We start from the raw sequence: 13,880 nt of genomic DNA, 5'->3' as shown, positions 1-13,880 counted from the left end.
AATTCGAGGGAGCAATCCATTTTCCTCCCTCTTACTCCGGCTTTTTTCCTGATTGTATGAGCCAATCAAGCGTGACGGCTTGCAGTTCATCAAAATGAGAGGCGGTGGAATAGGTATGGGAAGCTCCATCCACAATGTGAACCTGCCCATTTGCGCAGGCTTCATTAAACTGAAGACTGTATGAAAAGGGTATTTCTTCATCCTGTGATCCGTGTACAAACAGGGTCTTCCCCTTGAATACATCGATTAATCCCAGCGGCTCATATCCGGATAGAGACGAGAGGTATCTCTCTGTAAAGGTATAGCCATGATACTCAATACTTGATCCCTGCCGCGCCCCTTCCTCCAGCAGGCGGGTGATATCCTTATAAGGTTTTGCAGCCGCTGACCAGAGGATGAGCCGTGAAATCCTTTGGTCACCTTCCAGGGCATGCACAGCTGCTGCTCCGCCCAGGCTGTGTCCGAGCAGGATCACTTCATCCGCATCCACCCATTCAAGGCTGAATGCGTGATCGATGACCGCCCTTGTCTGGGTGATCATTTCTTCAAAAGTTGTATCTCCATAGTTACCTGGACTTTCTCCGCATCCCATGTAATCGAATCTCAAGACTCCCATTCCATGCTGTGCAAATCCTTCTGCCGCTTTAACAAATAATCGATCCACCCCTGTTTTGCTGCCGATGAATCCATGACAGATGATAATCAGCGGGATCTTTGGTGTGCCGGGTGTGCGATACGTGCGGGGTATATCGACTGCTGCCGAGAGCTCAGTCCCATTCCATGGGATTGTATAATGCTTTCTAGCCATTAAACTTTCTCCTCCAATTCTGCCGTTTACTAAATGCATCAATTCTGATATTGCACTCTGTGGAGATTTGCAAAAATCCCCGCTCTTTTCAGGAGTTCATCATGGCTTCCCTGTTCGGCAATGCCATCTTCCGTGACGACCATGATCCTGTCTGCATTTCTAATGGTTGCAAGACGGTGTGCAATCACCAGAGTAGTCCTGTCCTTTGAAAGCTCGGCCAGGGCAGCCTGGATAATTCTTTCCGTCTCGGTATCAAGTGCTGAAGTGGCTTCATCAAGAATTAATATCGGAGGGTTTTTCAAAAACATCCGAGCGATCGCAATTCTTTGCTTCTGGCCTCCTGACAGCTTTAGTCCACGCTCCCCGATCTGAGTTTCGTAGCCATCCGGAAGCGAGGAGACAAATTCTTCAAGATGGGCCATTTTTGCAGCCCTGTCTATCTCTTCCCCGGAAGCCTTTAGATTGCCGTAAGCAATATTTTCTTTGAGAGTACCGGTAAAGAGAAACACATCCTGCTGAACGATCCCGATCTGGGATCTCAGTGATTCCTTTGTCAGGCTGCGTATATCATGACCATCCATTTTAATGGATCCTTCCGTCACATCATAAAATCGCGGGATCAGTGAACAGATGGTCGTTTTGCCAGCACCGCTCGGACCCACGAAAGCAATCGTTTCACCGGGATGGATTTCAAGATCTATCCCTTTTAAAACAGGCTTATTCCCATCATAGCTGAACGAAACGTCCTCAAAAACAATGCTGCCGCTTAAACTGTCTGCATCAAAGGCAGAAGGCGCATCCTTGACATCCGGATCCTGGTCAATCATTTCAGTGAACCGCTTGAAACCCGCCATGCCCTTGGGATAGAGTTCCATGAGGGCACTGATCTTATCCACAGGCTTGAATAAAACGTTCACATACAGAACAAATCCTACCAGTTCACCATAACTCAGCTGTTTATGATACGACAGCCACGCCCCTGCCACCAAAACGGCAAGCGTAATAAGCCTGGTCAGCATGTAGATGCCGGATGAACTGAACGACATGACCTTATAGCCGGCAAGCTTAGCTTTCCGAAATCGATGGTTGTTATCTTTAAATCTCTTAATCTCGTACTTTTCATTAGTAAAAGACTGCACGACACGGGCTCCGGAAACACTATCCTCTACCCGGCCGTTGACATCGGCAATCTCACTGTACATTTGATTCCATGCCTTATTCATTTTTAAATTGCTATAAACAATAAGGATCACAAGCAGGGGAAGGATGCATATCGTGATAAGCGCGAGTTTAACATTAATGGTCAGCATAATCCAAAAAGCTCCTGCAAAAGTCATGAGGGCAATGAAAAGATCTTCAGGGCCATGATGGGCCAGCTCACCGATATCGAACAGATCATTTGTCACCCGGCTCATAATATGACCTGTTTTTGTATTATCGAAAAACTTAAAGGACTGCTTTTGAACATGCTGAAAAAGCTGCTGTCTCATATCTGTCTCAATATTGATGCCGAGCATATGCCCCCAATAATTGACGATATACTGTAGGAGTGTACTGACTATGTATAATGCCAATAATCCTGAACTGACACTGATAATCGCTGCCCAGTCTTCACCTGGCAGGAGTGTGTCAATAAACCACTTTACAGCAAGCGGAAATGCAAGCTCCAGAAGTGCCACTATAACAGCGCTTGTGAAATCAATGATAAACAGCTTCCTATGGGGTAGATAATAAGAAAAAAATCGTGAAATCATGCTGCCTTCTCCTTTACATTTACTTCCTAAATCATACCATTATATAATCAGAAGGATGACATTTTTGTTTAGTCCCAAAGGGAGCCTTTGACTTTCAATTCCTTTGTCATACAAGCAGACAGCAGCATAAAACAAACATGAGTATTCTACCCGCTGCCCAAGCATGGAAAGGAACCAGGGCAAGGCAAGGCGCAGGCAGCCAGCAAGATAACTGATGTTCACACCTAGCTGCAGGAAGACTTCTAATGCATGCAGCTCCGCCCCATTTCCATAAAAAAGCACCCGGCCCAGTTCCGGATGCTTCCCATTACCTCATCGTGCGCTCACAGCATGCAGCCCTTTTATTTCACCGATTAATTCACGGATGGTTTCACGTTCACCTTCATGCAGTGCTGCTACGATTTTACTGCCAACAATCACTCCATCACAGAAGGGCAGCACCCCGCCCGCTGTATCTGCGCTTGAAATTCCGAATCCGGCAAGTACAGGGGTATCCGTGAATTGCTTGATAGTCCGGACCCTTGCGGCAAGTTCTTCTGTCTCGAGTCTGGCCCTTTGACCTGTAACTCCTTTTACTGTGACTGCATAAAGAAAGCCTTCACTGCTTCCGGCGAGTTTCTCCAGACGATCTTCGGTACTCGTCAAGGAAGCCAGCCTGATGATTGCTATATTTGCCTCTGTCAGGACTGAAGATATAAGGCCCTCCTCTTCAAGGGGAAGATCCGGGAATATACAGCCGGCAATACCGGCAGCTGCACTGTCCCTGGAAAATTCCCGGATTCCATATTGAAGGACCGGATTGATATAGGTCATAAGGACAATCGGTACCTTGATTTTGTCTTTGCCCTCTTGTATTTCTTTAAGAATAGACTTCAGTGTGGTGCCTTCCTTCAAAGCACGAAGTCCGGCATCCTGGATGACAGGTCCGTCGGCAACCGGATCAGAAAAGGGTACACCCACCTCTATGACGTCAGCCCCGCTCTCCTGCAGATAAAGGATGTCACTGATCAGGCGGCCTATCCCTCCGTCACCTCCCATGATATAAGCGACAAAAGCTTTCTGGTCTTTTTTCTTCAAGTCCTGGAAGGTCTCTCTCAGTCTCCCTTTACTCATGATTGGCTGCCCCCTCGTTTTTTCTGATAGTATCCACGTCCTTATCTCCCCGTCCTGACAGACAGATGACTATGCTTTCTGCTGAAGTAAGACCAGCTGCCATTTTAACTGCATGGGCTACTGCATGGGAGCTCTCGAGCGCCGGTATAATTCCTTCTGTTTTTGTCAGAAGGTGAAATGCCGCAAGCGCCTCCTCATCTGTGATGGAATGATATTCAACCCTTCCCTGTTCGAACAAATATGAATGCTCAGGGCCGACTCCCGGATAATCAAGTCCTGCCGAAATGGAATGGGCCTCTTGTATCTGCCCCTCTGTATCCTGAAGCAGGTACATATACGAACCATGCAGGACACCTTTCCTCCCTTTTGTCAGGGAAGCTGCATGCTCCTCTGTTGATAGTCCTTTTCCTGCAGCCTCAACTCCAATCAGCACTGTTTCTTCATCCTCGATAAATGGATGGAACATGCCCATTGCATTGCTTCCTCCGCCGATGCAGGCAATCACATATTGGGGAAGACTGCCTTCTGCTGCAAGAAACTGTTTTTTCGTTTCCCTCCCTATGATGCTTTGAAAATCGCGGACAATCTGCGGAAATGGATGCGGCCCAAGCACCGATCCCATGATATAATGCGTATCGTCTATATGGGTGACCCAGTATCTTAATGCCTCATTGACGGCATCCTTCAGCGTCCTGCTTCCCTGCTTTACAGAAATAACCTTAGCTCCAAGCAATTCCATCCGGTACACATTCAGTTTCTGGCGCTGGACATCTTCCTCTCCCATGAAAATGACAGCTTCCATATCCAGCAATGCACAGACCGTTGCGGTTGCTACGCCATGCTGGCCAGCTCCTGTTTCGGCGACCACTTTATTTTTCCCCATTTTCTTTGCCAGGAGCGCCTGGCCGAGAGTGTTGTTGATTTTATGGGCTCCTGTATGGTTCAAATCCTCCCGCTTTAGATAAATCTTCGGCCCTCCCAATTTTTCACTCAGCCTTTTTGCATGGTACAGGGGTGTTTCACGTCCAACATAATTCTTTAAAAGGGACTGAAATTCCTCCTGAAAAGACTCCGAATGCGCAATAGACTTGTAGGCTTCCTCCAATTGGGTCACGGCCGTCATGAGGGTTTCTGGTACAAATCTGCCGCCAAACTCCCCGTACTTTCCATTTGCATCAGGCAGTGTATATGCTTTAACCGACATTTGTCATTCCTCCATTTTTTGCATTCTCGATGAATTTTTTTATTTTTTGCAAATCCTTTTTCCCGTTTGTCTCAACGCCGCTGCTTACGTCCACCATGGCAGGGGATACTATGGAAATGGCTTCTTGTACATTTTCCGGATTCAGCCCTCCCGCCAGAATCAAGTTATCGACCTTGCTGCCTAGTCCCTCAGCGTCTCTCCAATTGAAGCTGGTTCCGTTTCCGCCGCGGTATCTCCCCGCTGGTGCGTCCAGCAGCAGGTAACTGGCATTTTGGTCCTTCCACCTCTGCAAAGATTCTGAGCTGTATGGAATTGCCTTTATTACCGGCAGTTTAATAGCGTCAATGGTCTCCTGGTCTTCATCTCCATGCAGCTGAATCATGGTAAGCCCTGTATATATCGCTGTCTCTTCAATAACTTCAGGGTTTTCGTTGACGAATACCCCGACACTATCAATTCCAGGCGGAAGTGATTGTATGATTTCTCTTGCAAGCTCCCTGTCTATTTTCCTTTTACTCTCGGCAAATACGAATCCCAGTGCTGATGCGCCGCAGTCTACAGCTGCAGCCGCTGTCACCTTGTCGGTGATGCCGCAGATTTTAACCTTCATGAATTTTTTCTCTCCTTAAACCTTTCATCTCCCTGATCATCTCCTCAGGATTGCTTTCTCTCATGAATGCTTCTCCGACGAGAATCCCGTCTGCCCCGGCTTCCATTACCCTTCTGCAGTCCTGAAGAGTGGATATCCCGCTTTCACTGATCACGAATGCCCCCGCCTCCTTGGCCTTCTTTGCCAGCTGTTCTGTCACAGCAAGGTCAATCCCGAAGGTTGAAAGATTTCTATTGTTAATGCCTATGATTTCTGCGCCAATGTCTGCTGCCCTGTTCAGCTCCTCTTCATTATGAACTTCCACCAGGACCTCAAGGCCGATTGTATGGGCATATCCATGCAGGTCCAGCAATTCTTCTTGGGACAGGGCCCGCACAATCAGCAGGATGATGGAGGCACCGGCCGCCTTTGCTTCATCAATCTGGCTTCTTTGCAGGATAAAGTCCTTGCATAGAATCGGGAGAGCGATTTGGTTCCTTACAGATTTGAGGTCTTCCAGGCTTCCTTTAAAAAATGTTTCCTCAGTGAGCACTGAGACAGCAGCCGCCCCGGCATTCTCATACATTGCGGCAATTTTTGCCGGGTCTGCCCCCGGGTTGATATCCCCTTTAGAAGGGGATGCACGCTTGAATTCAGCTATGATGCAAAACCCGTCTTTCAATGCCTGTCTGAAGGACGGCTGCCTTTCCTCCAGCTTAATTCCGCCAGGCTCAGCCGGAATTTTCCTGGATAAAGTCTTCCTCTTTTCAATTAATATCGGTTCCAGGTAGTCTTTCATATCACTGCCTCCTTTGTGGCTGCTGACTTGGATACTTCCAATATTTTTTTAAAGTGGGTATAGGCAGCGCCTGTCTCAAGGAGCTGTTTTGCGAGCTGAACACCTTCGTATATGTTTTCCGCCTTTTCTGATGCAAAAAAACCAATGCCTGCATTAAGAATAACAATGTCAGAGAATGGCCCCTTCTCACCTTCGAGTACAGAGAGGAGGATATGAGCATTACGGTCCGGGTTTCCTCCCCGTATCTCGATGTTTCCTGCCTGCTCCAGGCCATAATCTTCCGGCTGGACAGTCAGCTCTGTTATGATTCCTTTGTCAACGATGCGTAATTGATTCTCACCTTGGAGAGAAGCCTCATCCATGCCTCCTGCACCATGGACGACTACTGCCCTCTTCCTGCCCATTTTCAAGAAAACTTCAGCATAAGTATCAAGCAGCGATGGACTGTACACACCCGTTACCTGATATTCAAGGCCGACCGGGTTTGTCAGCGGCCCCAGACTGTTGAAGATGGTCGGGATGCCCAGGTCTTTCCTGACTTTTACAATTTTTTTCAGCTGAGGATGAACATGCTGTGAAAAAAGAAACGCTATATTTGCCTCCCTGACCATTCTGCCTGCGGCTTTTGCATCCTGTGTAAGTGAGATGCCGAGCTTTTCAAGCACATCCATGCTTCCAGAGCGGCTGGTGATTCCTCTGTTTCCGTGTTTGATCACCTTTACTCCCCCTGAAGCCAATACTAGGGCGGAGGTTGTGCTGATGTTAAAGCTGTTGGATCCATCTCCCCCGGTTCCGCAAATGTCCATGGCCCCTTCACCAGCCTCAAATTGATGGGTGGATGCTTCACGTATGACTGCAGCCAGTGCAGCCATTTCAGCTGTTTCTGCGTCTTTGCAGGACAGGCCCATTAAAAAAGCGCCAATCTCACTTTCAGTCGTTTCCTTGTTTAAGAGGAGGAGCGCCGCCTCCTTCATTTCCTCATAAGTGAATGCTTTCCCATCCTGAAGTTTACGTAAGTAGTTTTTCATATAACTTCCTCCGTTCCATTGATTTAATAAAATTTCTTATCATCTCCATGCCATATTGGGTGGCGATGGATTCTGGATGGAATTGCAGGCCGGTTACCGGGTACTTCCTGTGCTTTAGCGCCATAACTGCATCATCCTCTAAAGAAACGGCTGTAACCTCCAGGCAACTTGGCAGCGTTTTTGATTCTACGAGAAGAGAGTGATATCTCATAACCGTTATGGCATTTTCTATCCCGTGAAATATTCCCTTTTTATCATGGTTCAGAGTAGATGTTTTCCCATGCTTTACCAAAGGTGCTTTTTTAACGAGACCGCCAAATGCTTCTGCGATAACCTGGTGGCCGAGACAGATGCCGAGTATTGGGATGCTTTTGCTGAAGTTCTTGACGATCTCTTTGCAGATGCCGGCAGAGTCTGGTGTGCCTGGTCCTGGGGATAAAATGATTCCCTCCGGATTCATCTCTTCTATTTCCTTTATGGATATTTCATCATTTCTTTTCACAACAGCCGGGATGTCCAATTCCCGAAGCATCTGATAAAGGTTATAAGTGAATGAGTCATAATTATCGATCAGCAGTATCATTTGGCCGCCTCCATTAATCCTTTAGCTTTAAACATCGTTTCATTCCATTCCGCTTCTGGATCCGAATCATGGACAATGCCCGCTCCAGCCTGAAGATAAGCACTATTGCCGGAAAAGACCATGGTCCTGATGGCCAGGGCCAGATCAAGAGATCCATCAAGGGTAAAGGTGCCGATACCGCCTCCGTAAATCCCTCTCTTTGTTGTCTCGAGATTATTTATGATCTGCATGGCTTTAATTTTCGGTGCACCCGATACCGTCCCTGCCGGCAGTGCAGCCGGTACAGCATCTAAAAAGTGTACGCCGGGATCCAGAACTCCTTCTACATCAGAAACGAGATGCATGACATTCACATATTTCTGTATTTCCATCAACTTTGTCACCTCGACCGATCCCGGCCTCGATATCTTCCCCAAGTCATTCCTTGCCAGGTCCACCAGCATAAAATGCTCCGCCTTCTCTTTTTCATCTTTTCTTAATTCCTGCTCTAGATCCAGATCCTCCGTCTCTGTTTTTCCCCTCCGCCTTGTGCCGGCAATTGGATTGGATAGTACCTTTTCTTCCCGGATCGTCACCAGCCTCTCAGGAGAACTTCCTGCTATTTGTATATCTTCCAGTTCTATAAAAAATCGGTATTGTGATTTATTGAAGCTTCTCAGCTTCTTAAAAAATTCATATGGCCGGCCGCTGTATCCGCTTTTCAGCCGCTGTGACAGCACCCCCTGAAAAATATCACCATCAAGGATGTGTTCCTTTATTTTCAGTACACCTGCCATATAATCGTTTTGTCCCATTTCCGATGAGAAACCAGTAAATTTGAAATCGCCTGTTTTCTGATTCTGCAGCGGCCCCATCAGCATTCGCTCAAGTTCAATCATTCTGGTTTCCGCTGCCTCAGGGGTAAGGGATCCATCATAGTTTAAAAGATAGCAGGCGGCTGTTCCATCTGATGAGCCGACAAGATATTCTGAATGAAACAGGAAGCACATATCAGGAGCAGACATGTCATCCTGCATTTCCTCCCCGATTTCCTCATAATTCCGGATAAAATCATACCCGAAATATCCTATCGCTCTGCCATACTGCCCGAAATCCTGTGAATGACTGGCTGCGATTTTCTTAAGTTCCTCCAAAGGGTCCCCGGTAAAGGAATGTTTCTCCCCGCCTTTTTGAACACTGATCCGGCTCCCCTTTGCCTGAATTTCCATATAAGGAGTGAGTCCGACAATGGTCTCTGTTCCCCCTGTATAGTCCGGGAATTCCAATATCGCTTTTTTGTTTCCGCCCAGCCTTTCAAAGGCAGCAATAAGATCCATTACCGGCAGTTCTTTCGTGAAAACCTTGCTTGACTTTGTTTTTATGTTCATCCCGATCCCTCTCCTGCTTTAAAATGAATACAAAAAGCCCCCCATAAGCCAAATAGGCTTATGGAGGGCGAATAGTCCGCGGTGCCACCTCCGTTAGGAGGCCATATGCCTCCTATCTCTTCAAATACGTGGAAAATCCCTGGTTTCCAGATATTCTATCCCTGTAACGGGGGAAGCCGTTTCCCTCTACTCCAATTTCAAGGGATCTCTCAAAAGCCCATTCATTCAAGTAAATGTATCGGTTCACACCAGCCACCGACTCTCTGTGATCATTCGCTTGAACTACTCTTCTTTCTCAATGATTTACTGTATTTTTTTGTAAGCAAAAAGGGCTCCCCAATCCTTCTGAATAAAGGACGGGAAGCCCGCGGTACCACCTTTGGTTGGCTGCCTGAAGCAGCCCTCTTAACAGCACTGAAGCCACGTTCCAATGCCTGCTTCCTGTAACGTAGAAGCTTACGTCAAAGCCTACTGTCTGCACATGCAGGGTTCGGTTTAAAGGCTCGGAAGTCCATTCCCCCAGGAAACTCACCGGTTCTCACCACCCACCGGCTCTCTGAATCGTTCTCACTCAGGGTACTACTCTTCGTCAGCGCCATTCGTTTCATTTGATTAATGACAACAATACAGATTCCTAAAACAAATGTCAAGGGTATAATAATATTTTTTATTCCATCGGCCGGCCTTCAAGCTTACAGATGATCTGTTCGCACAGCTCATGCGTCTTTAAAGCATCCCAAATTGAGATAAATGGCTCTTCCTCTCCTCTAAGAGCGGAAAGGAAATTATGCACCATCCCATGGAAACCCCGTTTTACCAGGGTCGGCTCCCAATCATCTCCACCGGATTTCCAAGCATCCTTATCCTGAAGAATATAAGCATCCGCCACATTTTCCGCTGTTCTCTTGCCGGTCGGCCCAAACACTTCAGCCCTTTCCTCGGAAGTGCCGGCATCACGGTTCATGATCCCAATAGCAGTACCCTCCTTCCCTGCAAGCTGGAGTGTCACTTGTGTCAGGAGGCCGTCTTTCTGCTTTCCGGTAATAATCGTCTCTTCTGCCTCATAAGGATATAAGTGTCGGACTGTATCAGCAACATGAATAAAATCATCAAGAATAAAACGCCTGATCTCATCTGGTGAATTTTTTCTGTTTTTCTGGACCAGTACCATATTTATCCCTTCTGCTTTCTTCAAAAATTGATAGGAAGGGGCAAATCTGCGATTGAAACCAACCGAAAGCAGAAGTTTTTTTTGAGCTGCCAGCTCGGCAATCTTCCTGGATGCCTCATAATGATAGCTGAGCGGCTTGTCCACGAAAACATGGATATGATTCTCCAGCAGGAACTTGATGATTTGTTCATGCGATTCAGTGGCAGTGTGGACGAAAGCGCCCGTTATACCAGCCCCCACAAGGCTTTCCAAACTGTCATGCAGATTAGTCCACCGGTACATCCGCCCGGCAGCAGCCAGTTTTTTTTGATTCCTGGTGAAAAAATGAAACTCTGTATCCGAAATGCCTGCCAAAACAGGAAGATATGCCTTTTGGGCTATATCTCCCAAACCTATAACACCGACTTTCAACATTTTATTCCCCCGCTTCAAAAAATGCCTGCTTTACATGCTATAATAAGATAAAGGAGTTGTGATTATAAATGTATAATAGCAAAAAATGGGATGAACCACAGCCTAAAGAACAGATAGAGATTTGGGAATGTGAATCCCCGGATTGCAAAGGCTGGATGAGGAAGGATTATTCATTTGAAGATCAGCCCGACTGTCCATTATGCGGCAGCAAAATGGTAGCGGGCGAACGTCTTTTAGTCAAGATCACTCCTAATCTTCACAAGAAATAATAGCATTTATTTGCTGTGGATTTTTATCACGGCTCCAAAAAAGTTAATCCGGCCGGGCAGCCTGGATTAACTTTTTTTTTGTGCCCGCTAAATGTGATCGGTATTTACATCCACCCATATTGCCCTGTCCGCTTCAGAAACATGTTGAATTCCTGAAGGTGGGGGAATTTCCTTATTCTCATCCTCACAAAAGGAAAGATAGGCTCTCAGTGTGTCCCAAGCAAGCTGGATTGCTTCCATTTCTGTGTTTCCTTCGGCAAAACAGCTTTCTATATCAGGGAACTTCACAACATAAACTCCTTCCCTCTTTTGGATGCAGGCTGCATATCGATAGCTGGGCATGGAAAATTCTCCTTCAGATTTATTTTTCGGCTCTTTTTGTAAAATTTAATTCTTAAGCAAGTGGACTTACGCTTCAGGTACGAGGCTCCTGTTCCGGCTGCGAGACTTTCGACCTTCGAGTCATAAGTCAATCAGGTTAAAAACGATTTTTCTTTTCTCCTCTATATAGATATCCCATTTTTGGGAATATCTCAAACATCCTGCTGTCATATTCTTTATTCAGGGACAGTTTAATTCCTTCATACAATAAATAATCGCCAGATTTTATGAATAAAATTTTTCCTTCTAAAGCGACGCAATAGTTTCTAGCCGGTTCGAGGGCTTTGAATTTCAAGCGTATAAAAGGATCCCTTGCTCCCCCTCCATGCTTGAATACAAAAATGACCGCCCTGTTTTCCTTCATGTACTGAAAGCCAAGGAAGTTTTTTTCTTCAGTTTCCATCCGGTGAAGTTCACCTTCCTGGACAATGCTCCTGATCCGTTTATATTCAGAGACAGATTTTTTTAAAATCAAAAGATCGCTTCCGCTCATCCCGGTTAAGTTCGAACCTATCGCAAATGCTCCCAGCATCGCAGCATGACATCTGAACTGGATGGGTATGACTCGTTTTGTATATGAATTCGGACTGTCGGTAACCCAGCAGGACATGGTTTTCACAGGATATGCGTAACTGAATCCACTCTGTATCGTAAGGCGTTCCAGCGCGTCGGTGTTGTCGCTCGGCCAGAACTGATCGAAATATTGTATAGCTTCAAAGTTTACCCGGCCCCCTCCAGATGCACAGCCTTCCCATAAAACATCTGGATGCCTTTTTCTGAGCTCACGGATCAGTTCAAAAACATATTTATTGTGCAGGAACCAGATTTCCTGACGGCGTTCTTCCGGGAGATTCAATGCACCCGGTTCGGAAATCGGCCTGTTCATATCCCACTTTACGAACGAAATATCATATTTTGTCAGAAGATGATCCAGAGCATAAAGCAGATAATTCCTAACTTCCTCCTTTGTCAAATCCAGTACAAGCTGATTACGGGAAAGAGTCCCTTCCCTGGTTTCAAAGCGATAGACCCAATCTGGATGCATACGGTATAGATAGCTGTCCCTATTCACCATTTCCGGTTCGATCCATATCCCAAATTTCATTCCTAGATTTGTCACCTTATCAATGAGCGGTGCAAGGCCCTTAGGAAATTTCTTTTCATCCGGATACCAGTCTCCCAAACCGGCGGCCGAAGAATTCCGATTCTTGAACCAGCCGTCATCTACTACAAAAAGTTCGACACCGATTTCCGCCGCCCTTTCGGCAAGAAGTGCCTGGTTTTCAGCCGCCACCTCAAATCGGACTGCCTCCCAGCTATTGTATAAGACCGGCCTCAATGTACTCCGGTGGGATTGCGGAATGAGGAAGTTTCTGGCAAATGAATGCAGGGCCTGGGACGCCCCATTGTGTCCCTTCTGTGTAAATCCAAAGTAAACTTCTGGTGATTCGAAGCTTGCCCCGGAAGCTAGTTCAATCCTTGAATCAAAATCATTCATGCCTGCAAGGACCCTGGTGCTGCCAAAAGGCAGCTTCTCTATCTCGATTTTGAAGTTGCCGCTGTATGCAAGTGCTCCAAAAAAAACGTCTCCCGTATCCGGGGATGCCTGTCTGTCTAACATGAAATAAGGGCTGTGATTATGCCCGGTGATGCCCTTCCGGCCTTCAAGGACCATCTTTCCCGGCGGAATCTCTTTCCGGAAAACCGCATTCTCCGCGGCCCATTTACCAGATACATTAGTAAGACGGAAATTCCCTTCTTTAAAATTCCATTCTCCGCTGAACAGCTGTTCTATCATGAGGCTGGAATCTTCTTTGTTATAAATGGCTACCGATCTTTTAATCATATCCTGTTCCTTGAATGTCTGGTATTTAACAACTGCTTCGAGGCTGAACCTGGCGTCCCTAAAAGTAATCGTAAGGATATCACCATCAGCTTCCAGACCCTGCACGAAAAGGCGCACATCCCTTGTTCCATCTGCGAAACTGACTTTCAAGGAGGGTTCCTTATACCTTAAGCCGCCCCAGCCAGAAAACTCTTCAGGCAGCAGATCATCCCTGCCTTCAAATGTGGACAGCCCTTTTAGGGGTGCCAGTTCAAAATCCTCCAGATTCCTTATATATCTTCCCCAATATAAGTGAAGCACCCCATACTGCTCATCGATACCTATTATGTAACTGGTCTGTTCTCCATCAAGTGAGATGACAGCCTGATCATTCCGGATCCTGATTCCCAATTTAAGCACCGCCTTGCCATGATTATCTTTATATATATGGTGAATTTATGTCGGCATGCACACTTGGAGCCTGCTTTTCATAAGAACATCTCTACGAGGAATTAAGAAAATGTTTAGTCCTCCCATAATTGAGGAAAAATAAAATAACTAAAAAACATTGTGGT

At 46.4% G+C, this 13,880-nt stretch carries 13 protein-coding genes and 2 other annotated features; of the genes, 1 reads left to right on the top strand and 12 read right to left on the bottom strand.

What is annotated here, in order from left to right; all coding sequences use genetic code 11:
• Positions 1-31 precede the first annotated feature (31 nt).
• From V1498_RS09370 to V1498_RS09325, 10 genes are all read right to left on the bottom strand, one after another.
• A complete protein-coding gene (locus V1498_RS09370; RefSeq protein ID WP_409298496.1) occupies positions 32-808 on the bottom strand; it encodes an alpha/beta hydrolase in 777 nt (258 codons plus the stop codon).
• A gap of 38 nt (positions 809-846) precedes the next feature.
• A complete protein-coding gene (locus V1498_RS09365; protein WP_409298494.1) occupies positions 847-2,562 on the bottom strand; it encodes an ABC transporter ATP-binding protein in 1,716 nt (571 codons plus the stop codon).
• Between the two features lie 312 nt (positions 2,563-2,874).
• A complete protein-coding gene (gene trpA, locus V1498_RS09360; RefSeq protein WP_409298492.1) occupies positions 2,875-3,675 on the bottom strand; it encodes a tryptophan synthase subunit alpha in 801 nt (266 codons plus the stop codon).
• The gene (trpB, locus tag V1498_RS09355) at positions 3,668-4,879 is read right to left on the bottom strand and encodes a tryptophan synthase subunit beta (protein ID WP_409298491.1); all 1,212 of its coding nucleotides are present in this window, start codon (positions 4,877-4,879) and stop codon (positions 3,668-3,670) included. The genes trpA and trpB overlap by 8 nt, the downstream gene beginning before the upstream one ends.
• Positions 4,869-5,489, bottom strand: a complete 621-nt coding sequence (locus V1498_RS09350; protein WP_409298489.1) for a phosphoribosylanthranilate isomerase — start codon at positions 5,487-5,489, stop codon at positions 4,869-4,871. The genes trpB and V1498_RS09350 overlap by 11 nt, the downstream gene beginning before the upstream one ends.
• Positions 5,479-6,267 (bottom strand): indole-3-glycerol phosphate synthase TrpC, encoded by a 789-nt coding sequence (gene trpC, locus V1498_RS09345; protein ID WP_409298488.1) that lies wholly within the window; start codon positions 6,265-6,267, stop codon positions 5,479-5,481. The genes V1498_RS09350 and trpC overlap by 11 nt, the downstream gene beginning before the upstream one ends.
• Complete coding sequence (trpD, locus tag V1498_RS09340; protein ID WP_409298486.1) at positions 6,264-7,295, bottom strand: anthranilate phosphoribosyltransferase; 1,032 nt, start codon at positions 7,293-7,295, stop codon at positions 6,264-6,266. Before trpD ends, trpC begins: the two co-directional genes overlap by 4 nt.
• Positions 7,276-7,878: an anthranilate synthase component II gene (locus V1498_RS09335; RefSeq protein WP_409298484.1), complete on the bottom strand. Its 603-nt coding sequence runs from the start codon at positions 7,876-7,878 to the stop codon at positions 7,276-7,278. The genes trpD and V1498_RS09335 overlap by 20 nt, the downstream gene beginning before the upstream one ends.
• Positions 7,875-9,245 (bottom strand): anthranilate synthase component I family protein, encoded by a 1,371-nt coding sequence (locus tag V1498_RS09330; protein ID WP_409298483.1) that lies wholly within the window; start codon positions 9,243-9,245, stop codon positions 7,875-7,877. The genes V1498_RS09335 and V1498_RS09330 overlap by 4 nt, the downstream gene beginning before the upstream one ends.
• A 60-nt stretch (positions 9,246-9,305) precedes the next feature.
• Positions 9,306-9,553, bottom strand: a binding site (T-box leader).
• Between the two features lie 41 nt (positions 9,554-9,594).
• Positions 9,595-9,847, bottom strand: a binding site (T-box leader).
• A gap of 65 nt (positions 9,848-9,912) precedes the next feature.
• Complete coding sequence (locus V1498_RS09325; RefSeq protein WP_409298481.1) at positions 9,913-10,830, bottom strand: Gfo/Idh/MocA family protein; 918 nt, start codon at positions 10,828-10,830, stop codon at positions 9,913-9,915.
• Positions 10,831-10,898: 68 nt separating this feature from the next.
• Here V1498_RS09325 and V1498_RS09320 point away from each other — a divergent pair, with 68 nt between their 5' ends.
• Complete coding sequence (locus tag V1498_RS09320; protein WP_409298480.1) at positions 10,899-11,099, top strand: cold-shock protein; 201 nt, start codon at positions 10,899-10,901, stop codon at positions 11,097-11,099.
• Positions 11,100-11,186: 87 nt separating this feature from the next.
• Here V1498_RS09320 and V1498_RS09315 read toward each other — a convergent pair whose 3' ends face one another.
• Together V1498_RS09315 and V1498_RS09310 are read right to left on the bottom strand one after the other, a co-directional pair.
• The gene (locus V1498_RS09315; protein WP_409298479.1) at positions 11,187-11,441 is read right to left on the bottom strand and encodes a type II toxin-antitoxin system HicB family antitoxin; all 255 of its coding nucleotides are present in this window, start codon (positions 11,439-11,441) and stop codon (positions 11,187-11,189) included.
• 136 nt (positions 11,442-11,577) lie between these two features.
• Entirely contained in the window at positions 11,578-13,716 is a 2,139-nt protein-coding gene (locus tag V1498_RS09310) for an alpha-galactosidase (protein WP_409298477.1), read from the bottom strand.
• Positions 13,717-13,880 lie beyond the last annotated feature (164 nt).

The sequence above is a fragment of the Paraperibacillus marinus genome, assembly GCF_046237605.1.
Lineage (GTDB): Bacteria > Bacillota > Bacilli > Bacillales > DSM-1321 > Paraperibacillus > Paraperibacillus marinus.
The sequence above is the reverse complement of the archived record's forward strand: the minus strand, read 5'-3'. Positions and strand labels throughout refer to the sequence as shown.

Bases quoted from the DNA above. Each gene is read 5' to 3' on its own strand.
- V1498_RS09370 (WP_409298496.1), bottom strand. From the start codon at position 808: ATGGCTAGAAAGCATTATACAATCCCATGGAATGGGACTGAGCTCTCG.
- trpC (WP_409298488.1), bottom strand. From the start codon at position 6,267: ATGAAAGACTACCTGGAACCGATATTAATTGAAAAGAGGAAGACTTTA.
- V1498_RS09325 (WP_409298481.1), bottom strand. From the start codon at position 10,830: ATGTTGAAAGTCGGTGTTATAGGTTTGGGAGATATAGCCCAAAAGGCA.
- V1498_RS09365 (WP_409298494.1), bottom strand. From the start codon at position 2,562: ATGATTTCACGATTTTTTTCTTATTATCTACCCCATAGGAAGCTGTTT.
- V1498_RS09350 (WP_409298489.1), bottom strand. From the start codon at position 5,489: ATGAAGGTTAAAATCTGCGGCATCACCGACAAGGTGACAGCGGCTGCA.
- V1498_RS09330 (WP_409298483.1), bottom strand. From the start codon at position 9,245: ATGAACATAAAAACAAAGTCAAGCAAGGTTTTCACGAAAGAACTGCCG.
- V1498_RS09315 (WP_409298479.1), bottom strand. From the start codon at position 11,441: ATGCCCAGCTATCGATATGCAGCCTGCATCCAAAAGAGGGAAGGAGTT.
- V1498_RS09335 (WP_409298484.1), bottom strand. From the start codon at position 7,878: ATGATACTGCTGATCGATAATTATGACTCATTCACTTATAACCTTTAT.
- trpB (WP_409298491.1), bottom strand. From the start codon at position 4,879: ATGTCGGTTAAAGCATATACACTGCCTGATGCAAATGGAAAGTACGGG.
- trpA (WP_409298492.1), bottom strand. From the start codon at position 3,675: ATGAGTAAAGGGAGACTGAGAGAGACCTTCCAGGACTTGAAGAAAAAA.
- V1498_RS09320 (WP_409298480.1), top strand. From the start codon at position 10,899: ATGTATAATAGCAAAAAATGGGATGAACCACAGCCTAAAGAACAGATA.
- trpD (WP_409298486.1), bottom strand. From the start codon at position 7,295: ATGAAAAACTACTTACGTAAACTTCAGGATGGGAAAGCATTCACTTAT.